Origin of the sequence: Curtobacterium sp. UNCCL20, from assembly GCF_900101675.1 — a bacterium.
Classification (GTDB): Bacteria; Actinomycetota; Actinomycetes; order Actinomycetales; family Microbacteriaceae; genus Curtobacterium.
In genome coordinates this window covers 462,693-481,276 of record NZ_FNKG01000001.1, presented here as the reverse complement: position 1 = coordinate 481,276, position 18,584 = coordinate 462,693, and the positions used below count along the sequence as shown (strand labels likewise).

Annotated in this window: 20 protein-coding genes; 14 read left to right on the top strand and 6 right to left on the bottom strand. The window is 72.1% G+C overall.

Annotation, left to right across the window (positions count from 1 at the left end):
- Positions 1 to 81: 81 nt before the first annotated feature.
- Positions 82 to 870, bottom strand: a complete 789-nt coding sequence (locus BLT36_RS02365) for a hypothetical protein (protein WP_092091598.1) — start codon at positions 868 to 870, stop codon at positions 82 to 84.
- On the opposite strand from BLT36_RS02365, the gene BLT36_RS19155 reads away from it, so the two are divergent.
- Positions 848 to 970 carry a hypothetical protein gene (locus BLT36_RS19155; protein WP_175529446.1) on the top strand — a complete coding sequence of 41 codons (123 nt, stop codon included), beginning with the start codon at positions 848 to 850 and terminating at the stop codon, positions 968 to 970. The two genes, BLT36_RS02365 and BLT36_RS19155, sit on opposite strands and share 23 nt — an antisense overlap.
- A 117-nt stretch (positions 971 to 1,087) precedes the next feature.
- Here BLT36_RS19155 and BLT36_RS02360 read toward each other — a convergent pair whose 3' ends face one another.
- Entirely contained in the window at positions 1,088 to 1,636 is a 549-nt protein-coding gene (locus BLT36_RS02360) for a hypothetical protein (protein WP_139166322.1), read from the bottom strand.
- A 348-nt stretch (positions 1,637 to 1,984) separates the two neighbouring features.
- On the opposite strand from BLT36_RS02360, the gene BLT36_RS19105 reads away from it, so the two are divergent.
- Entirely contained in the window at positions 1,985 to 2,107 is a 123-nt protein-coding gene (locus BLT36_RS19105; protein ID WP_302847100.1) for a hypothetical protein, read from the top strand.
- Between the two features lie 4 nt (positions 2,108 to 2,111).
- Here the strand turns inward: BLT36_RS19105 and BLT36_RS02355 are convergent, their stop codons facing one another.
- Together BLT36_RS02355 and BLT36_RS02350 are read right to left on the bottom strand one after the other, a co-directional pair.
- The gene (locus BLT36_RS02355; protein ID WP_175529445.1) at positions 2,112 to 2,975 is read right to left on the bottom strand and encodes an SMP-30/gluconolactonase/LRE family protein; all 864 of its coding nucleotides are present in this window, start codon (positions 2,973 to 2,975) and stop codon (positions 2,112 to 2,114) included.
- A gap of 53 nt (positions 2,976 to 3,028) precedes the next feature.
- Positions 3,029 to 3,520, bottom strand: a complete 492-nt coding sequence (locus tag BLT36_RS02350) for a MarR family winged helix-turn-helix transcriptional regulator (protein ID WP_092091592.1) — start codon at positions 3,518 to 3,520, stop codon at positions 3,029 to 3,031.
- Between the two features lie 118 nt (positions 3,521 to 3,638).
- Between BLT36_RS02350 and BLT36_RS02345 the strand changes: the two genes are divergently transcribed.
- Complete coding sequence (locus BLT36_RS02345) at positions 3,639 to 4,568, top strand: NADP-dependent oxidoreductase (protein ID WP_092091590.1); 930 nt, start codon at positions 3,639 to 3,641, stop codon at positions 4,566 to 4,568.
- A gap of 145 nt (positions 4,569 to 4,713) precedes the next feature.
- Here the strand turns inward: BLT36_RS02345 and BLT36_RS02340 are convergent, their stop codons facing one another.
- Complete coding sequence (locus tag BLT36_RS02340; protein WP_175529444.1) at positions 4,714 to 5,679, bottom strand: helix-turn-helix transcriptional regulator; 966 nt, start codon at positions 5,677 to 5,679, stop codon at positions 4,714 to 4,716.
- Between the two features lie 75 nt (positions 5,680 to 5,754).
- Here BLT36_RS02340 and BLT36_RS02335 point away from each other — a divergent pair, with 75 nt between their 5' ends.
- The 3 genes from BLT36_RS02335 to BLT36_RS02325 all read left to right on the top strand — a co-directional run bounded on the left by BLT36_RS02335 (position 5,755) and on the right by BLT36_RS02325 (position 9,887).
- Entirely contained in the window at positions 5,755 to 7,284 is a 1,530-nt protein-coding gene (locus BLT36_RS02335; RefSeq protein WP_092091587.1) for an LCP family protein, read from the top strand.
- A gap of 287 nt (positions 7,285 to 7,571) precedes the next feature.
- Positions 7,572 to 9,623 (top strand): GMC oxidoreductase, encoded by a 2,052-nt coding sequence (locus tag BLT36_RS02330; RefSeq protein ID WP_092091586.1) that lies wholly within the window; start codon positions 7,572 to 7,574, stop codon positions 9,621 to 9,623.
- A gap of 9 nt (positions 9,624 to 9,632) precedes the next feature.
- On the top strand, positions 9,633 to 9,887 hold the full coding sequence (locus tag BLT36_RS02325) for a hypothetical protein (RefSeq protein WP_092091584.1): 255 nt from the start codon (positions 9,633 to 9,635) through the stop codon (positions 9,885 to 9,887).
- Here the strand turns inward: BLT36_RS02325 and BLT36_RS02320 are convergent.
- Complete coding sequence (locus BLT36_RS02320; protein WP_092091582.1) at positions 9,856 to 10,476, bottom strand: copper resistance CopC family protein; 621 nt, start codon at positions 10,474 to 10,476, stop codon at positions 9,856 to 9,858. The genes BLT36_RS02325 and BLT36_RS02320 overlap by 32 nt on opposite strands.
- 201 nt (positions 10,477 to 10,677) lie before the next feature.
- Here BLT36_RS02320 and BLT36_RS02315 point away from each other — a divergent pair, with 201 nt between their 5' ends.
- The 8 genes from BLT36_RS02315 (at position 10,678) to BLT36_RS02280 (ending at position 18,491) form a co-directional block, all read left to right on the top strand.
- Positions 10,678 to 11,205 carry a hypothetical protein gene (locus BLT36_RS02315; protein ID WP_092091580.1) on the top strand — a complete coding sequence of 176 codons (528 nt, stop codon included), beginning with the start codon at positions 10,678 to 10,680 and terminating at the stop codon, positions 11,203 to 11,205.
- Positions 11,206 to 11,280: 75 nt separating this feature from the next.
- Positions 11,281 to 11,865 (top strand): AAA family ATPase, encoded by a 585-nt coding sequence (locus tag BLT36_RS02310; RefSeq protein WP_092094237.1) that lies wholly within the window; start codon positions 11,281 to 11,283, stop codon positions 11,863 to 11,865.
- Between the two features lie 3 nt (positions 11,866 to 11,868).
- Complete coding sequence (locus BLT36_RS02305) at positions 11,869 to 12,816, top strand: helix-turn-helix transcriptional regulator (protein ID WP_092091578.1); 948 nt, start codon at positions 11,869 to 11,871, stop codon at positions 12,814 to 12,816.
- A 105-nt stretch (positions 12,817 to 12,921) separates the two neighbouring features.
- The gene (locus BLT36_RS02300) at positions 12,922 to 13,971 is read left to right on the top strand and encodes a LacI family DNA-binding transcriptional regulator (protein ID WP_092091576.1); all 1,050 of its coding nucleotides are present in this window, start codon (positions 12,922 to 12,924) and stop codon (positions 13,969 to 13,971) included.
- Positions 13,972 to 14,081: 110 nt separating this feature from the next.
- Positions 14,082 to 15,344 carry an ABC transporter substrate-binding protein gene (locus tag BLT36_RS02295; RefSeq protein ID WP_092091574.1) on the top strand — a complete coding sequence of 421 codons (1,263 nt, stop codon included), beginning with the start codon at positions 14,082 to 14,084 and terminating at the stop codon, positions 15,342 to 15,344.
- Positions 15,341 to 16,294 (top strand): carbohydrate ABC transporter permease, encoded by a 954-nt coding sequence (locus BLT36_RS02290; RefSeq protein ID WP_092091572.1) that lies wholly within the window; start codon positions 15,341 to 15,343, stop codon positions 16,292 to 16,294. The genes BLT36_RS02295 and BLT36_RS02290 overlap by 4 nt, the downstream gene beginning before the upstream one ends.
- Positions 16,291 to 17,163, top strand: a complete 873-nt coding sequence (locus BLT36_RS02285) for a carbohydrate ABC transporter permease (RefSeq protein WP_092091570.1) — start codon at positions 16,291 to 16,293, stop codon at positions 17,161 to 17,163. The genes BLT36_RS02290 and BLT36_RS02285 overlap by 4 nt, the downstream gene beginning before the upstream one ends.
- A 50-nt stretch (positions 17,164 to 17,213) precedes the next feature.
- Positions 17,214 to 18,491 (top strand): family 1 glycosylhydrolase, encoded by a 1,278-nt coding sequence (locus BLT36_RS02280; protein ID WP_092094235.1) that lies wholly within the window; start codon positions 17,214 to 17,216, stop codon positions 18,489 to 18,491.
- Positions 18,492 to 18,584: the final 93 nt, after the last annotated feature.

The following is an 18,584-nucleotide window of genomic DNA, read 5'->3' as shown; positions in this document are numbered from 1 at the left end:
ACCGCGCCTCCAGTCCGTCAGTCGATCCGCCCGCGCCGTCCGGCGCCGGGCACTCCACCAGACCCGAAACTGGTGAAGTCCTCAGGGGCTGTAGAGGGTGTCGCGTGCCAGGACGGCGAAGTCGCGCAGGAGGTCGAGCTCCACGGTGCCCGCATCGCGTGGAGCGGGGTCGAACACGCAGACCGCGCCGACGCGGGTGCCGTCCAGGTCCTCCAACGGATGCCCCGCGTAGAAGCGGATCCGTCCCCGCCGTACGACCTGCGGACGGCTCCTGTCCCATGCGTCCTCGATGACCATCGGTCCCGAGCGCAGCACGGTCGAACGGCAGAAGGAGTCCTGCAGCGCTCCCGTCCCGCGTGGGAACCACGCACTCGCAGCGGACCACTGCCGTCCCAGCGGCAGGAACGTGATCGCAGCACCCCTCGTGTGGAAGAGTTCCGTCATCTGCTGCACCATCCGGTCGAGCGCGGCGTCGGCCGGCGCGTCGACGACGCCCAGGCGACGGATGGCGTCGTACCGGTCCTCCACCCGCTGCGGCCTCGAGCGGAGCCACTGCGGGCTGCCGGCTCGGGCACGTTGCTGCTCGAGCAACAGGTGAACGACCTCGACGAACAGCGGCGGGGCGCACTCGGTCACGTCGGTGTCGACGCCGAGCACGACCAGGTCTCGCCGCGCCTGCTGCAGTGCGGTCACCAACGCGGACTGGTCTTCCTTGTGCGCCAACGCGAGCACGATCTCGGTGGTCGGCGCCAGCCGTGGTCGGAGCTGATCGACCAGGACGAGGGCTTCCTCGGCGGCGCCGACGACCGCGGTGTTCGTCGTGCGGCTCGCGGTGCAGACACTCGTGATGGCTGCCCTCGGCTGCGTCATGGTCGCGTACGACGGATGGGTGGAGAGCGGCGGATCCGAACGCCTCAGCGCCCTGGCTGAGGACGCTTTCGCAGCGCTCGCCCCGGGAACGGTTCACTGACGAACCTCGACCACGGACGGCAGCGTGCGGTGGACCGTCAATCCCAGGGTCAGGGCACAGCCACTTCACCCGTCGCCGACCCGAGTGGTGCTCGCTCCGGCATCGAACGGCCGCTGCTCAGTGGCCGTCGAGAGCGTGGCACCCACCGTCGAGGACCCACCCCGCGGTGGTGACCTCTGCGGTGCCGTCCTGCTGGACCGCACCGATGAGGCACCCGGTCATCCCCACCTGGGCCTCGAACAGCACCTCCTCGTCGGACGTCGTCGTCACGATCCACGGGTCTGGTGCGCCGACGCCGTCGAGGATCTCCTCGACGGCCGGCTGGAGCACTGGACGCTGCAGAGCAGCGAGCTCCCGTTCGACGTCCGCGCGCGCGACGTCCAACGCTGCGGCGGCGTCCGCAGACAGCACGGTGCGGTCGTGGTGTCGTTTGTTCAGCCGGTACTGCGGCGGACTGTCCGCGCCCGGTCCGGCGCCGTCACCCGACGCCGCGTACGTCCCGGCGGCACCGGTGGGCGCATCCGGGATGGTGCTGCCCTGTGCGATCCCGGTCCCGGTCGACGGGTCAGTGGATGCTGCACCACCGGCGGACGCGCAGCCCGTCAGCAGCGTCAGCGTGACCATCAGTGCCCCGGTCGCCGAGGCCATCGTCCTGCGTTCCCCCATGGTCGCATCCTGTCATCGCCCCGGCCGCTCCGGGTGCCCTGTCACCGGATCGTGACGCGAGCGGGCGCGCGGGGAGTCGGTCCCGCTGACCAGCGAGCGGGTCTGACCTCGGACGAGGTGAGGACCACCCGCGCGTGGACGAGGATGTCGTGGAGGTCCCGATCGCCGGGCCCGAGTCGTTCATCCGCTGTTGGTGACGGTCGCGACCGAACCGTCCGCGGCGTCCGTGTCGCGGGACCCGGCAAGCGGCACGAGCGGAACGAGCGGAACGCGCGCCCACGCTCGGCATCGGTGACCACGAGCGCCCCTCGGGGTAGCGTGTCGTGCAGTCGTAGGGCACGAAGCGTCGTGGCGTCGGTGGCAGCCGGGTCGGTGTGGATCCCGGTCCTGATCGGCGTCGCGCTGATCGCGATGCTCACGTCGGCTCGACGCCAGCGATCACCCCGCCGCCAGGACGCGTCGAAGCGCTGACGGGTCAGGCTCCGGGCACGCCGACCCGGACGGCGCTGATCCGCCCGGCCCGGGTCGTGGCCGTCGTGGCGGGGTCGTAGCTGTCCGCGGTCGCCAGGTAGAGCGTCCGCCCGTCCGGCCCACCGAGTGCGCAGTCGATCGCGCACCGACCGGGGACGTCGATCCGGTCGGTGACCTCGCCGCCCTCGACCACGCGGAGGAACTCCCCCGTGTCGACGGAGCAGACCCAGATCGCGCCCTCTGCGTCGACCGTGCTGCCGTCCGGCGTCACGCCCTCGGGGAGTGCCGCCCATTCGCGCCGTCCGGTGAGCGACCCGTCCGCCTCGATGTCGAACGCGGTCAACCTGCCGCCCCAGGTCTCGCTGACCACCAGGGTCCGGGTGCCGGGGAGCACGTTCGCACTGTTCGGGAAGACCAGTCCATCGGCCGCGAGCCGGAAGGACCCGTCGGACTCGATGACGTACAGCGGCCCGGGTCGGAGTTCCTCACCGCCGTACAGGTCGTAGCCGAAGGCGCCGATGTAGGTCCGGCCGGTCTCCGGGTCGACGACGAGGTCGTTGACGAGCGACGGTTCGGAGGCGGAGAGGTCGGCGAAGACCTCGGTGGAGCCGTCCTCCTGCACGGCGACGACCGTGCGGGACTCCATCGCGCTGATGATCAGCCGGCCGTCGGGGAGCCAGCCGAGCCCCGAGGACTGCCCGTCGACCGTGGCCTCGAGGCGGGGTTCGGCGGCGCCGTCCGGGTCGATCGAGAAGACCTGGCCGGTGTGCATGTCCGAGTACCAGAGCCGCCCGCCGTGCCAGCGGTTGCCCTCGGGGAAGCGGATGCCGGTGACGACGTCGGTCGCGGAGTCGAAGCTGATCTGCACCCGTCCACCCTGCCACGCAGCCGAAGCGCACCTGCAGGGAGACAGACCGAACGTCACTTCCGACGACGGGACGCGGACCGAGGCGGCGCCGCCCGCAGGTGCTCGCTCACCCGGCCGAGGATCCGCGCGAGGTCGCTCGCGTCCTCGTCCGTGATCGCCGAGAAGAGGAGCCCGTACACCGTCGCGATGTGCCCCGGGAACACCGCGGCCAACACGTCGCGCCCCGCATCGGTGAGGGTCACGACGGTGCTGCGCTCGTCGTCCGGTGATGGCCCTCGGCTGATGAGTCCCCGCTGTTCGAGCAGCTGCGCCTGGTAGGTCAGCCCGCTCCGGCTGTAGACGACACCGTCCGCGAGGTCCGTCATCCGCTGCTGCCCCTCCGCACTGTCGCCGAGGCGTGCCAGCAGCTGGAACTGCACGGAGCTCAGTCCGCCGGCGTCCCGGAGCTGCTGCTCGACCGCGGGCCGGAGCAGGCTGCCGACCTCGGTGAAGGCGAAGTACGCGCCGAGCTGGGTCGGGGTGAGGGCGGAGGGCGTCGCGGACATGAGCCCATCCTAGGGTTGCTTCACATTCGAAGCAGTGCTAGGTTCCTCGGTATCGCTTCGAATTCGAAGCAACCGCCGCGATCGCGACGGCCGGAACACCCAGCACGAGGACACGATCATGAAGGCAGTGCAGTTCCACGAAGTCGGCGGACCCGAGGTCCTCCGGTACGAAGACGTCGAGCAGCCCGTCCCGGCAGCCGGGCAGGTCCGGCTGCGGGTCGCGGCGTCGGCGTTCAACGCGGCCGACAACGGCATGCGTGCGGGCTTCCTCCCGATCCCCGTCGAGCTCCCGCACGTCCCGGGCTACGACGTGTCCGGCACCGTCGACGCGCTCGGTGACGGCGTCACGGGCGTCGAGGTCGGGGACGCGGTGATCGCGTTCCTCCCGATGGAGCGGAACGGTGGCGCCGCGGAGTACGTCGTCGCCCCCGCGGAGTCGGTCGTCGCAGCGCCCACGACCATCCCGCTGGCGGACGCGGCAGCGCTGCCCTCGGTGGCTCTGACCGCCTGGCAGGCCCTCTTCGACGACGGCCAGCTCCGGGCGGGGCAGCGGGTGCTCATCGTGGGTGCGGGCGGCGTGGTGGGCGGGTACGCGATCCAGCTCGCGAAGCGTGCCGGCGTGCACGTCATCGCGACGGCGAGCCCGCGCAGCATCGACGCGGTGCGGGCGGCCGGTGCGGACCAGGTCATCGACCACACGGACACGGACCTGCTCGGAGCGCTCGACGGCCAGGTCGACGTGCTGCTCAACCTCGCGCCGATCGAGCCCGAGCAGTTCGCGGCCGACGTGGCTGCGGTGCGTGACGGGGGCGCGGTCGTCAGCACGACCGCGTTCATGGCGACACCGGGCGACGACGCGCGCGGTGTGCGTGCCGCGACGGTCTTCGTCCTGCCGAACCGCGAACGGCTCACGGAACTGGTGTCCCTCGTCGACGCCGGTGCGCTCACCGTCGAGGTGACCCGACGGGTCCCGCTGACCGAACTGCCCGCGATTCACGCCGAGGCGGCAGCCGGACGTATCGCCGGCAAGGTCGTCGTCCTCGCCTAGGTGCGGGCAGGACGCCGAGGTCGGGACCGGGTAGCAGTCGTCAGCGCGACTCCGGCCGGTACGCCGCCGCGACGCGCCCTGCGCGCGTCGGACAGGACTGACTGCCTGGAGGCGCGTGGCGGACTCGCCCCGCGCCTCCCGGCCGTCAACTGGTCGCGTCGTCGCGCAGGGTGCGGCTGGGTGACCGGCCGTAGGCCTCGCGGTACGCCGCGGAGAACCGGGTCGCGTTGCTGAAGCCCCAGCGCAGCGCGACCGAGGCGACGGTCGCGCCACGCGACGGGTCTGCCCGGACCAGGTCGTGGTGGGCCTCCGTGAGACGGGCGCGCCTGACGTACGCCATCGGACTCGTCCCGAGCTCCCGCTGGAACGCGAACTGCAGGCCGCGCGGCGAGACCCGCGCGGCCACGGCGATGTCCGCGAGGGTGATCGGTTCGGCGAGGTGGTCCTCGACGTACTGCGCGGCACGCCGGACGACGCCGCCGGCCGCTGCGGCCGTGGGGACGGTGGCCTGCTCGTCGATGTGCAGGGGGAAGACCGCGAACGCGGCGGACGCCAGGTAGCGGAAGGCCTCGGCGCGGACGATGTCGTTCCGGAAGGCGGTTTCGTCGTTCGTCACCGCGTGCACGTGGTCGATCACATCCGCCCAGTACCCGGCGAGCTCGGGTCGCGGTGCCCGGTCGGTGACGACGAGGCGCCCGCGCTCGGCGCCCTCGAGCTGCAGTCCGGCCCGGAGGAGGACCTGGGACGGCAGGCTCACCACGGTGAACTCGGCCTCGACGGTCTCGTTGAACACCATCCCGAACCCGTGCAGGGAGCCGTTCGGCACCCGGCCCCGGTCGCGTGTGGTGAACGACCCGCTGTGCACCTGCACGGACACGAGGGCGTCCGGGATCTCGGCGGTCGTCTCGACCGCACCGCCGAAGTGGTAGCGCTCGATCGTCATCTCACCGTCGCCGCGCACGTGCTGCTCGTACCGGAAGCCCGGGCCGACGTCGTGGAGGTCCGGCCGGTCGTACAGCGAGGAGAGCGAGGCCGACGCCCGTTCGGCGTCGCGCGTCGTGAAGTCGATCGACAGCAACCAGACCACCTCTCCCCGAGTCCCATGGTCCACCCTGCACCCTGTCGGGCTGAACATCGGCTCAGCGCCGCAGGCCACGCGTGCAGCACCCGACCCTATGGTGACGCCATGAACCAGGACCCCTTCGAGTCGTCGAACCCGATCGAGCCCGAGCAGGCCGCCGACACGGCGGGTGGACGGAAGCGTCCCGCGGTCCGCCACGGCCGTCAGCGCCGGACCGGCCGCGTCGTCCTGCCGGCGATCGGCGGGGTGCTGGCGATGGCGCTCGTGCTGACGGGCGGGTACGCGGCCTGGTCGTACGCGCAGCTCGACGACAGCCTGACGAAGGTGCACGTGGCGCTGCCGCACTCCTCGAAGTCGCCGGACGCCGACGGCGCCGCGGAGAACATCCTGCTGGTCGGCGACGACCACCGCCCGGCGGACGCCACCCCGCAGGAGCTCGCCGAGCTCGGCACGCAGCTCGACGGCGGCGCGACGAACACCGACTCGATGATCGTGCTGCACATCCCGGCGGGCGGTGGGAGCGCGACGATGATCTCGTTCCCGCGCGACTCGTGGGTGCCGATCCCGGGCCACGGCACGTTCAAGCTCAACAGCGCGTTCTCGGACGGCGCGGCGAACGGCGGTGGCGACGCGGGAGGCATGCGCCTGCTGATCCAGACGATCGAGAACATGAGCGGCCTCTCGATCGACCACTTCGTCCGGGTGTCCCTGCTCGGCTTCTACCAGCTGGTGAAGGCGCTCGGGCCGATCGACGTCTGCCTGAACGAAGCGGTGCACGACACGAACTCGAACGTCGACCTGCCGAAGGGCGAGTCCACGCTGAACGCCTCGCAGGCGCTCTCCTTCGTCCGGCAGCGGGACGGTCTGCCCCGCGGCGACCTCGACCGTGAGGTCCGGCAGCAGTACTTCCTGTCGCAGGAGGCACGCAAGGCGCTGTCGGCCGACACGCTCCTCAACCCGGTGAAGGTCTCGTCCCTGCTGCAGGGCGTCGGGCAGTCGATCCAGATCGACGACGGGCTGAGCATCCCGAGCCTGGTGAACACGTTCCGGAGCATCGACCTGTCGAACATCCGGTCGACCGCGATCCCGACCTCCGGGACGCCGATGGTCGACGGCTACTCGACGGTGGCGGTCGACTTCCAGGCGATGCCGGGGTTCATCCAGAGCATCGTCGGGCCCCCGGCGGCGTACACGGCAGCGCGGGCGGCGGCGCCGTCGAGCGTGCACGTCGCCGTGCAGAACGGCGGGTCGACCCCGGGCGGGGCGACCGCTGCCTCGACGGCGCTGACCGCGAAGGGCTTCGTCGTCGCTCCCCCGTCGGACACCACGACGACCACGACGACCACGGTCGAGTACCCGAAGGGCGCCGAGGCGCAGGCGAAGGCCGTGGCCGACGTCGTCCCCGGGGCCACGGCTGTCCTCTCCGCCTCGGTGAGCACCGTGACGCTGGTGCTCGGCACCGACGGCCACACGGTCGCGACGACCGCGAGCGGCGGGACCACCGGGACGGGCGGTGCCGGAAGCGGTGCCAGCGCCGCTGCCCCGTCGAAGGCCCCCGCGAAGGCGCCGGCAGCCAAGCCGTCCGCCACCCCGGTCGGGAACGCCTACGGCAAGCAGGGCACCTGCATCAACTGACGGGTCCCACGGCCGGAGCGCCCGGAGCGCCCGGAGCGTGCTCCGCAGCACCCGGAGTGCGACCGCCGGCTCGTCGTCGGTCATCCCGCTCGTCATCCGCACCTCGACGGCGCCTACGGCGGCCGACGCCTCCGCGAGCTGCCGCCGCCCGCGGTCGGTCAGCCGCGTCAGGAGTGCTTTCCCGCACCGCGCCTCCCGGTCCGGCACGGTCCACGGCCCGTCACCGGACCGCGCACCGGTACCGTGTCCGAGGGCGGCAGCGGAGCCGCCCGGAGGGCAGGTCATCGATGACGGAACGTGCCGTCACCGCGCAGCACGCGTTCGTCCTGGCGAACGACGGACGGTTGCGCACGCTCGTCGACCGGGTGGTCCCGGCCGACGACCACCCGTCCGCCGCCGAGGCCGGTGCCCTCGACTTCCTGACGACGGCCCTCCACGAGCGGCCGGACTGGCTCGATCGCCTGCAGACGCTGGTGGACGCGGACGACGCCGACCTCGACGACGACCACCCGGACTGGACCTGGTTCGCCGAACTCGCGTCGGCGGGGTACTACGCCGACGCCGCGAACGGCGGGAACGCGGGTGAGCGGTCCTGGGAGATGGTCGGTTGGCAGCCCGGTCCCCCGGACGGCTGGAGCGTTGCGGTCCCCGTCCCGACCGCGCCGCCGACCGTGGTGCACCCGGCGGACCTGGCGCCCCGGTACGACGCGGTCGTCATCGGCTCCGGGGCCGGCGGGGGCGTCGCCGCGTGCGGGCTCGCCGAGTCCGGTCGACGCGTCCTAGTGGTCGAGGCCGGACAGTGGCCCGGCACCGCCGAGCTCAGCCGCGACCACATCCGGAACCCGCGCTCGAGCTGGGGCCTCGCGGCGCGCTCCGGGCCGGCGGACGACGGCCACCCCCGCACGGTCTCGGAGGGGCGCGAGCGACTGCTCCTCCGCCCCTCGTCGCCGGGCTGGCACAGCAACGCGGCGACGGCGGGCGGCGGCACCCGGGTCTACGGCGCGCAGGCGTGGCGGTTCGGTCCGCGCGACTTCACGATGGCGTCGACGTACGGGGTGCCGGCGGGCAGCAGCCTGGCGGACTGGCCGTTCGGGTACGACGAGCTCGAGCGCTGGTACGAGCGCGCCGAGTGGGAGGTCGGCGTCAGCGGCGGCGACACCGACGGGCCGTGGTCCGGACCGCGGAACCGCCCGTTCCCGATGCCACCCGTCCGTTCCGGAGCCGCACGCCAGCGACTGGCGGACGCCGCCGGGGTGCTCGGGATCTCGACCGTGCACGTGCCGCTGCTGGTGAACTCGACCCCGTACCTCGGACGCCGGGCGTGCGAGCAGTGCGGCATGTGCGTCGGCTTCGCCTGCCCGGTGGACGCGAAGAACGGCAGTCAGAACACGATGCTCACCCGGGCCTTCGCGACCGGGAACGCGTCGATCCTGCTCGGCAGCCGGGTGGCACGCCTCCGGACCGACTCCTCCGGGAAGGTCGTCGGGGTGACGATCGTCGGCACCGTCGACGGTGCGGACTGGCGGACGGAGATCGACGCCGCCGAGGTCGTCCTGGCGGCGGGCGCGGTCGAGTCGGCACGGCTGCTCCTCAACAGCCGGAGCGACCAGGAGCCGGACGGCATCGGGAACGGCACCGACCAGGTCGGACGCCACCTGCAGGGCCACGTGTACGGCGGTGCGATGGGCGTCTTCGACGACGTGGTCGACGACGGCCTCGGCCCCGGCCCGTCGATCGCCACGACCGACTTCCGGCACGGCGTGGACGGTCAGGTCGGCGGCGGGATCCTGGCGAACGAGTTCATCGCCACCCCGTCGAACACCTACCAGTACCTGGTCGGCGCCGGACTGATCCCCCGGTCCGGCCTCACGAGCAAGCACGGCATGCGCGACCTCGCCCGCCGCAGCATGCGGATCATGGGGCCGATCCAGGAGGTCACGACCGCGGACGCACGGGTCCGCGTCGACCCGTCCGTCACCGACCGGTACGGCACACCGGTGGCGTGGTTCAGCGGCGGCGTGCACCCCGAGGACGTCCGCGCCCGCGACCACACCAGCGCCCGGAGTGCCGACTGGCTCCGCGCCGCAGGGGCCACCCGCGTCGCCGAGCTGCGCGGGCCGGTGCACGGCACGAGCGGTGGGCAGCACCAGGCGGGGACGCTCCGGATGGGCACCGACCCGGCGACGTCGGTCGTCGACCCGTCCGGCAGGGTCTGGGGCCACGACGAGCTCCGCGTCGCCGACGGGTCCGTGCACGTCACGAACGCCGGGGTGAACCCGGTCCTGACGATCTTCGCCACCGCGATGCGGACCATCGACGCGATGGTCCGTGCGGGCTAGCCTGGTGCCATGAGCAACGACGCCGAGACCACGAGCATCGGGCGAGCCCTCGTCGGCCGCCCGCGGATCTGGCAGGGCGCCGGGTTCCTCGTGCTCGGCATCATCTGGCTCGCTCTGGCGGGTCCGGAACCGTGGCGCTGGGTCGTCGGCGGCGCCTGGATCGCGGTGGGTGGGCTGCAGCTGGTGGTCGCCCTCGTCGACCACCGGAACGGCCGCGGGCGGTACGCCCCGGTCAGTCGGGCGACCCCGCCCGACGCCGGGTGAGCAGCAGCGTCACGACGAGTGCCGCGGCGGCGAGGGCCGCGATCCCACCGAGGACCCAGGGCGCCGCACCGGTGCCGCTCGGTGCGGCCGCGGCAGCCGGACTCGGGGACGCGTCCGTGGTCGTGCTCGGAGCCGGCGAGGCCGGGGACTCCGTGCTCTGAGACGGTGTGGAACGGGCCGGTGTGGTCGGAGCCGTCGTCGCCACGACCAGACCGGCCGACGTGAACCGGTGGCCGCCGGAGATCGGGTGGCCGTCGACCGAGACACTCCGCCACGCGAGCGTGTAGTCGCCGCGCTCGGTCAGGTCGACGGACTTGCGGAGCGTGCTGCCGTCGACGCGCACGCGCCCGCTGCTGACCTCGGAGCCGTCGGGCCCGAGGACGCTCACCACGATGCCGGACTCCAACCCGGCGAGCGGCGGTTCCGTGAAGGTCAGGGCGACCTCGTCGAGGTCCCCGGAGACGGAGCTGTCGGCGGCCGGGACCGCTGAGGAGAGCACGTCGTGGGCGGCCGCCGGGGTGGCGGCGCCGAGCACGACGACGAGGAGGGCTGCCGGCAGGGCGGCAGCGAGGAGGGCGCGGAGCGACACGACGGCCTTTCGTCACGGACGGGACGGGTCCGCATCAATTGTGCGGGATGCTGTCAAGCCGTTCAGTCGCAGCCTGGAGGCACGGTGCCAGGCCGCCACGCGCCTCCAGGCCCGTGAGCACCGCGTCCGGAACCGCGCCTGCAGCGTACGGAGTCCGTCAGGACCACACGCGGTCGCGCCCGTGGGGCGCACCGTGAGGAGGTGACCCTCACGACCATCCTGCCGACGCTCCGCGCCACCCTGCCGGACCCCGTGGACCCGTTCCTCTGGCCCGCCCACACCGAGACGACCACGGAGGACGTGGTCGTCGCGGCCGTGTCGATGCTGCGACTCGCCGCACTGACCGGCACGCCCTGCGTGCACACCGCCGACCAGGCCCCGCCGCGGTACCGACCCCGCGGCTGGACCCCGCGTGCGGTCAGCGTCGCCGTCGCCTCGGTCGTCCGCGTGAGTCGGCCCCGGCCCGGCGTGGTCCTCCTCGAACTCGACGCCGCACTCCCGTCGTGCGCCGTGCTCGACCAGGTGCGGCTCATCGGTCGTGTCAGCACCGCACCGGCGACGCGCACCCACGTCGTCAACCCGCTCGCGACCGGCGTCGACGGACCCTTCCACCGCCTGCCGGCACCCCTGCCGTCGGACGTCCGTGAGGGTGATCTGCTGTGCTTCCCGTGCGTCGCGGCGATCCGTCACCGCGACGTCGTCGAGGCCGTGCGCGCCGCCCTGGACTGAACGCCGCGCTCCGCCCAGCCGGAAGTCTGCTCGGTCCTCTCCCGGTCGTGCGACTTCGTGCGCTACGGTCCGAGCATGATCGTGTGGCTCAACGGCACCCACGGCGTCGGGAAGACGACCACGAGCCGGCTCCTGCAGCCGCTCCTCCCGGGCGCCCGGGTCCTCGATCCCGAGAAGGTCGGCGAGACCCTGATGGACGTCCGGCCCACGCTGCGGACGACCGACGACTTCCAGCACTGGGACCCGTGGCGGCCCCTGGTGGTCGAGACCGCCAGGCAGGTCCTGGCGTACGTCGGCGGCATCCTCGTGATGCCGCAGACCGTCCTGGTCGAGCGGTACTGGCGGGAGATCTCCGGCGGACTCGCCGGACACGGCATCCCCGTCCGGCACTTCGTGCTGCACACCGACCAGGCCACCCTGCGGCACCGCATCGAGCACGACGAGGACCTCGGCCCGTCCACGTTCCGGTTCAGCCGGATGGAGCCCTACGCCGAGGCCGCGCGCACCTGGCTGCACGCCGACGCCGAGGTGGTCGACACGACCCACATCTCCCCCGAGCAGACCGCTCGCACGATCGCGGACGCCGTGCTGGGTGCTGCGCCGGTCTCCGGTTCCGGCGCTGGTCCGGTCTCCGCCGTCCGCACCGTCGGGGAGGGCTGAGCCGTGGAGGGCACGCTGCAACGCGCACAGTGGTCCGGTACCGCTTCGGACCCGAAGACCGCGGCCGAACTGGTCACCAGGCTCCCGGACGTCCGGAGCGCCCACGTCGAGGGCGGCCGGTCGGAGCTCGTCCTCGAGGAGCGCCGCCGCGGCACCGACCTGCTCTCCCTGGTGTCGCTCGCGTGCAGCGGCGTGGTGTCCGCAGATCTCCAGGCCGAGTCGGCGATGGTCGTCTTCTGGATGAAGTCCGGGGTCGGCCGCGTCGACGGCGAGCAGGTGACGACCGGCCGACCCGTCCTGTTCCGCCACGACCGGCAGCACGTCCAGTGGGACCGGTTCCAGCTCGACCTCATCCGCATCGACCGCACCGTGGTCGAGCAGGTCGCAGCCGAACGCGGCGCCTGGCACCCCGGGCCGCTGGAGTTCCGCCCGCACCACATCCCCGAGGGGCCGGCGCTCGCCGCCTGGTGGCTGATGGTCCGCGCCGTCGCGTCCGAGGTGCTGGGCGGCCCGACCGAGGTCACCGTCGAACGGGAGCGCGAGCTCACCCGGTTCGCCGCGGCCGGACTCCTCACGGCGATCCCGCACTGGCCGGTGGGGCAGCACGAGCCCCGGACGGCAGCGGCGGCGCGGTTCGCGCGTGCCGAGGGCTTCCTGCTCGACCACGCCACCGAACCGATCACCGTCGACGACGTCGCGGCGGCGGCCGGGCTGAGCGTCCGGGGGCTGCAGGAGGCGTTCCGCCGGCACCACGGCATCTCGCCGACGACGTACCTTCGGCGCATCCGGCTCCTGCTCGCCCGTGAGCAGCTCGAGTCCGGGGACGACCGGAGCGTGGGCGACGTGGCCCGGGCCTCGGGGTTCGCGCACCTCGGCCGGTTCGCGGGCAGCTACCGCGACGAGTTCGGCGTGCTGCCGCGGGAGACCTGGCAGGCCGCACGGCGGAGGTGACCTGCGGGCGCCGAGCGATGGTGCGAGGCTCCGTACTCGGTGTGGGGACGGGCGTGCGGTAGGTTCCTGCGGACAGCAGTCGTACCGTCCGGAGGTGAGTGCCGCATGGCCCAGGGCCACCGCTCGCCGCCGACGATGAGCGACGTCGCCGCCCTCGCCGGGGTCTCCAAGAAGACGGTGTCGAACGTCCTCGCCGGGTACGAGCACGTCTCCGCGCGGACCCACGACCGGGTGATGGCCGCGGTGGACGAGCTCGGGTACGAGATCAACGTCTCGGCCCGGAACTTCCGTGCCGGGCGCTCCCGGGTCCTCGGGCTGGCGGTCCCCGAGCTGCGGCAGGCGTACTTCGCCGAGCTCGCCGACGCCGTGATCCGCGCTGCCGGTGCGGTCGGCTACACGGTCCTCATCGAGCAGACGGCGAGCGGCGTGCGCGAGGCGGACGCGATCACCCGGATGCGGGAGCACTCGATCGACGGGATCATCTACAGCCCGCTCGCCGTGCGGCCGAGCGATGCCGCCGCGCTCGAGGCGAAGTTCCCGCTCGTGGTCCTCGGTGAGCCGATCCCCGGCAGTGCCGCCACCTTCATCACCATGTCGAACGCCGACGCGCTCCGGGACGCCACCGGGCACCTCCTCGACGAGGGCCGTCGTGCCATCGCGTTCATCGGGTCCGAGCCGGCCGGCCCGGTGCGGACGGCCGAGGAGCGCCTGCGTGGCTATCGCGAGGCGCTGGCCGAGCACGGGATCCCGTACCGGGCGGAACGGATCGTCCCGACGGCCCTCTGGCACCGTGCCGAAGGGGCGGCGGCCGCACGGCAGCTGCTCGAAGCGGGGACCGAGGTCGACGCGATCGTGTGCTGCAACGACGCCCTGGCGCTCGGGGCGATGAGCGCGCTGCAGCTCGCGGGCCGCACGGTCCCGGACGACGTCGCCGTGGTCGGGTTCGACGACATCGAGGAGTCCGCGTACGCGACGCCGGCCCTGACCACGGTGTCCGCCGACCTCGACCGTGTCGCGTCGACCGCCGTCGGGATGCTCGTGGCGCAACTCGAGGACGACGAGCAGCCGGCACCCGGGGTCGTCCGGTCACCGCACCGGCTCGTGGTGCGTGCCTCGTCGGCACCCGCGGCACCGATGCGCGCCGTGTCGGCGTAGCGACCCTTGACGCCGTCTCCGAGTGGGGCTACTGTCCAGATTTACACCGGTGTAAATCTGGTGCAGACGAGGTCCCCACACCGACGTGCGGGACGGATGGCAGGTGTTCAATGAAGAAGCACATCGCGGTCGTCGCGCTCGCAGCAGCAGCGGCGATCTCCCTCGCCGGATGCGCCGGCTCGCCCGGTTCGTCCTCGAACGCGCACGTCGACCTGACGTTCTGGCACGGGTACACCGAGGCGGACGGCAAGGTCCTCGACAAGATCGTCAAGGACTTCAACGCGTCGCAGAGCAAGGTCACGATCACCACCCAGACCAAGACGTGGGCGGTCATCGACGACACGATGCTCCCCGCGCTGTCGGCGAAGAAGGGGCCGGACATCGTCGCGATGACCTCCGACCGGCTGCCCGTCTACGCCGAGAAGAAGGCGCTCGTCGACCTCAGCGACTTCTACGCGAAGGACTCCAGCAACACGGGGAAGCTCAAGGAGCAGGCCGTCGCGATGGAGACCGTCGACGGCAAGGAGTACGGCGTCCCCAGCGGCTTCGTCCCCCTCTCCGTGATCTACAACAAGAAGCTGTTCGCCGACGCCGGCATCAGCTCGTTCCCGACCACGTGGGACGAGTGGGTCGCGGACGCGAAGAAGCTGACGAAGGACACCAACGGCGACGGCACCCCGGAGCAGTACGGCCTCGTCCTGCCCGACCACCAGACCGTCGGCAACGGCATCTGGCCGAGCCTGTTCGCGGGCAACGGCGGCTCGATCACGAACGCCGCCGGCACGAAGTCGACGATCGACTCCGCGGCCAACAAGGAGACGCTCGAGTACTGGTCGAAGGCGGTGCGGGACGACAAGATCTCGCCCACCGGGGTCGACGGCATCGCCGCGGACAAGCTCTTCACCGCCGGCAAGACCGCGATGGAGATCGGCGGCCCGTGGATGGCCGGCGTCGCCCAGGCATCGAAGATCGACTACGGCATCGCGGCGATCCCCGCCGGCCCGAAGGCGCAGGTCGCCTCCGCGATCGGGATCTCCCTCGGCGTCACCGCCCAGACGGACGACCCGAAGCGCGCCGCCGCCGAGCAGTTCCTCAGCTACTTCAACGAGAAGACCGTCGCCGCGAAGTGGGCGCTCGGTTCCGGGTGGCCGCCGCTGCGGACCGACGTCACGGCCGCCGACGTGGACGCGAACCCGACCGTGGCGACCCTGACCGGACTGCCCGGCAAGACCGTCCCGCTCCTGCCCGGCGTCGTGGACAGCGGGGACGTGCTCACCGCGATCGACACCGCCACGCAGAAGTCCATGGCCGGTGGTGACCCGGCAGCGCTGCTCGCCACCGCCGACTCGACCATCCAGTCGGCACTGAAGTGACCACGCAGCAACTCGGCCGACGACGTCGGTACCGGCCACCGGGACAGCTCGGCGGCCGGACCCCGATCGGCGGCAGTTTCAAGCGCCGAGCCACCATCGTCGGCTTCCTCGCCCCCGCGATCGTCATCCTCGGCGCGTTCGTGCTCTGGCCGATGATCTCGGCGCTCCGGCTGTCATTCACCGATGCGAGCGGTTTCGGCGACCCGTCGTTCGTCGGCCTGGCGAACTACGTCCGGGTCTTCACCGACCCGGACGTGCTCCGCTCGATCGGGAACACGGCGCTCTACGCGGTCCTGTTCACCCCGGTCGCGATCGCCGTCGCACTGGCGCTCGCCCTCGCGCTGAACCATCCGGCGCTGCCCTTCCGCGGCTTCTTCCGGTCGGCGCTCTTCCTGCCGTTCATCGTGTCCCTGGCCGTCGCGGCGTTCGCGTGGTCGTACCTGCTCGACCCGCAGATCGGCCTGCTCAACCACTGGCTGCAGGTCGTGGGCATCCGCCTCGGCAACGTGCTGCAGGACCCGACGCTGGCGATGCCGACCGTGGTGCTCGTCGCGGTGTGGAAGAGCTTCGGCTTCTACATGGTGATCTTCCTGGCCGGCCTGCAGGAGATCCCGACCAGCCTGTACGAGGCCGCGCAGCTCGACGGCGCGAACGGTCGCCAACGGTTCACGAACGTGACGTTCCCGATGCTCAGCAACACGATGGCGTTCGTCGTCATCGTCGCCCTCATCGCGGCCCTGCAGGCGTTCGACCAGATCTACGTGCTCACCGGCGGTGGGCCCTACCGCTCGACGGAGACCATCGTCATGCAGGTGTACCAGTCCGGGTTCAAGGACCTCGACCTCGGGTTCGCGTCGGCGCTCGCGTACGTGCTGCTCATCGCGACCCTGCTGCTCAGCCTCGTGCAGTTCCTGTTCTTCGGGAAGCGCGGAGAGGACACCGCGTCATGACCGCTCTCGCCCGCCCCGTCACCGCAGCACGGCGGCGCACCGTGACGCGGAAGCAGCCGTCCCTCCGGTGGATCGGCTTCGCTGCCGTCCTCGTCGTCACCGTCGCCGTGCTGCTGCCCGTGGCGATCATCGTCCTCACCGCCTTCAAGCCGGCGAGCGAGGTGAACGCCTACCCGCCGACGCTCTTCCCGCACGCGTGGACGCTCGACAACTTCCGCGCGATCTTCACCCAGCTGCCCTTCGGGCGGCTCATCCTCAACAGCTTCGCCTTCGCCGGCGGGGTCACCGTGTTCGCGCTGGCGTTCGACGCGCTCGCCGCGTACGCCCTGGCCCGGCTCGACTTCCGGGGCAGCAAGGTGCTGCTCATCGTGATCATCGCGAGCCTGATGATCCCGTTCCAGGCGACCCTGATCCCGATCTACCAGCTGGTCTCCGACCTCGGGTGGGTGAACACCTTCGCGGGCCTCATCGCACCGCGCGCCGCCGACGCCTTCGGGATCTTCTTCCTCCGACAGTTCTTCACGGGCCTCCCCCGAGACCTCGACAACGCGGCGCGCATCGACGGTGCCTCGGAGTGGCGGATCTTCCGGAGCGTCATCCTGCCGAACGCCGTCCCCGCGCTCCTCACCCTCGGGATCTTCACGTTCGTCAACAACTGGAACGACCTGCTCTGGCCGCTGGTCTTCACCACCGACCAGGACATGGGGACGATCACCTCGGGGCTGACCCTGCTGACCGGGCCCGGCGGGATCATCCCGCAGGGCGTGATGATGGCCGGCGCCCTGATCGCCGTGCTGCCCCTGGCCGTGATGTTCCTGCTCGTGCAGCGGCGCTTCATCGAGAGCGTCGCCAGCACCGGACTCAAGTGACGACCGCAGCGGACCCCGCCGGTACCGGCACCACGACGAAACGAGACACCATGCACTGGTCCGCCGACGGCCGCCTGCACTTCGCCCTGGGCATCGAGGACACCTTCGTCCCGCAGGCCCGGCCGGGAGAACGGCCCATCGACGAGTACGAGCTGACCGACCACTACCGGCAGTACGCCGCCGACCTCGGTCTCGCCGTCGACGTCGGTGCCGAGCTGCTGCGCTGGGGCGTCCCGTGGCACCGCGTCGCCCCGGAGCCGGGAGTCTGGGACTGGTCCTGGGTCGACGGCGTCATGCGGCGGTTCCGCGAGACGGGCCTCCGACCGGTGGTGGACCTGCTGCACTACGGCACACCGCTCTGGCTCGACGGGCAGTTCGCGAACCCCGACTACCCCGCGCACGTCACCGAGTACGCCGCCCGGTTCGCCGCCCGGTACGGAGACGTCGCCACGGACTACACGCCCGTCAACGAGCCCGTGATCCACGCGCTGTTCTCCGGCGAGTACGGCTACTGGCCCCCGTACATGACGGGCGCCGAGGGATCCGCCCGGATCGCCGCGGCCCTGGCGAAGGGCTTCGTGACGACCCAGCACGCGATCACCCGGGAGCTCGGCGACGCGGCGACGTTCGTGCACGTCGACGCCGGCATCCGGTACGTCGGGGCCGTCGACGCGCCCGAGCACCGGGAGACGGTGGCGAGGCTCCGCGCGCAGACGTTCCTCGTCGAGGACCTCGTCACCGGGGGCGTCGACGACGACCACCCGCTCGTCGGACGGCTCCGGTCCGGTGGGGTCACCGACGCCGACCTGGCCTGGTTCCGGGAGCACGCGGTCCGGCCGGACGTGATGGGCGTCAACTACTACCCGCTGCACTCCACCGAGGTCTTCGAACGCGGCGTCCACCACGGCGGCGGGTTCGCCGACCCGCGGCCCTACGAGGACACCGGGACCGAGGGACTCCGCGACGTCCTCACCACCTACGCCGAACGGTACGGCGCCCCGGTGATGCTGACCGAGACGTGCGTGACCGGCTCCGTGGCGGAGCGGATCGCCTGGCTCGACGACTCCGTCGCCGCAGTGCACGAGCTCCGCTCCGAGGGGGTACCCGTCGTCGGGTACACCTGGTGGCCGCTGTTCGACATGTACGAGTGGACCTGGCGGCACAGCGACGCCCCCCGGCAGGACCACCTGCTCACGATGGGCCTCTTCGACCTCGTCGAGGACGGCGACGGCGGCCTGGACCGTCGCCGCAACCCGGTCGCCGACGCCTTCGCCGCGCACGCGCGGCAGGCACGAGCCGAGGTAGCGGCCCTGACGGCGACCAGCTGAGGGTCTGGAGGCGCGGGTCGGGTCGGTCCCACGCCTCCAGTCCGTCTCCGCGCACCACCACCGCACCACCACCGCACCACCACCGCACCACCT

What these genes read in the sequence shown, in the direction of transcription:
- BLT36_RS02335 (WP_092091587.1), top strand. Translation starts at nt 5,755, where the DNA reads ATGAACCAGGACCCCTTCGAGTCGTCGAACCCGATCGAGCCCGAGCAG.
- BLT36_RS02360 (WP_139166322.1), bottom strand. Translation starts at nt 1,636, where the DNA reads ATGGGGGAACGCAGGACGATGGCCTCGGCGACCGGGGCACTGATGGTC.
- BLT36_RS02295 (WP_092091574.1), top strand. Translation starts at nt 14,082, where the DNA reads ATGAAGAAGCACATCGCGGTCGTCGCGCTCGCAGCAGCAGCGGCGATC.
- BLT36_RS02285 (WP_092091570.1), top strand. Translation starts at nt 16,291, where the DNA reads ATGACCGCTCTCGCCCGCCCCGTCACCGCAGCACGGCGGCGCACCGTG.
- BLT36_RS19155 (WP_175529446.1), top strand. Translation starts at nt 848, where the DNA reads ATGGCTGCCCTCGGCTGCGTCATGGTCGCGTACGACGGATGGGTGGAG.
- BLT36_RS02325 (WP_092091584.1), top strand. Translation starts at nt 9,633, where the DNA reads ATGAGCAACGACGCCGAGACCACGAGCATCGGGCGAGCCCTCGTCGGC.
- BLT36_RS02350 (WP_092091592.1), bottom strand. Translation starts at nt 3,520, where the DNA reads ATGTCCGCGACGCCCTCCGCCCTCACCCCGACCCAGCTCGGCGCGTAC.
- BLT36_RS02330 (WP_092091586.1), top strand. Translation starts at nt 7,572, where the DNA reads ATGACGGAACGTGCCGTCACCGCGCAGCACGCGTTCGTCCTGGCGAAC.
- BLT36_RS02310 (WP_092094237.1), top strand. Translation starts at nt 11,281, where the DNA reads ATGATCGTGTGGCTCAACGGCACCCACGGCGTCGGGAAGACGACCACG.
- BLT36_RS02365 (WP_092091598.1), bottom strand. Translation starts at nt 870, where the DNA reads ATGACGCAGCCGAGGGCAGCCATCACGAGTGTCTGCACCGCGAGCCGC.
- BLT36_RS02345 (WP_092091590.1), top strand. Translation starts at nt 3,639, where the DNA reads ATGAAGGCAGTGCAGTTCCACGAAGTCGGCGGACCCGAGGTCCTCCGG.
- BLT36_RS02280 (WP_092094235.1), top strand. Translation starts at nt 17,214, where the DNA reads ATGCACTGGTCCGCCGACGGCCGCCTGCACTTCGCCCTGGGCATCGAG.
- BLT36_RS02300 (WP_092091576.1), top strand. Translation starts at nt 12,922, where the DNA reads ATGGCCCAGGGCCACCGCTCGCCGCCGACGATGAGCGACGTCGCCGCC.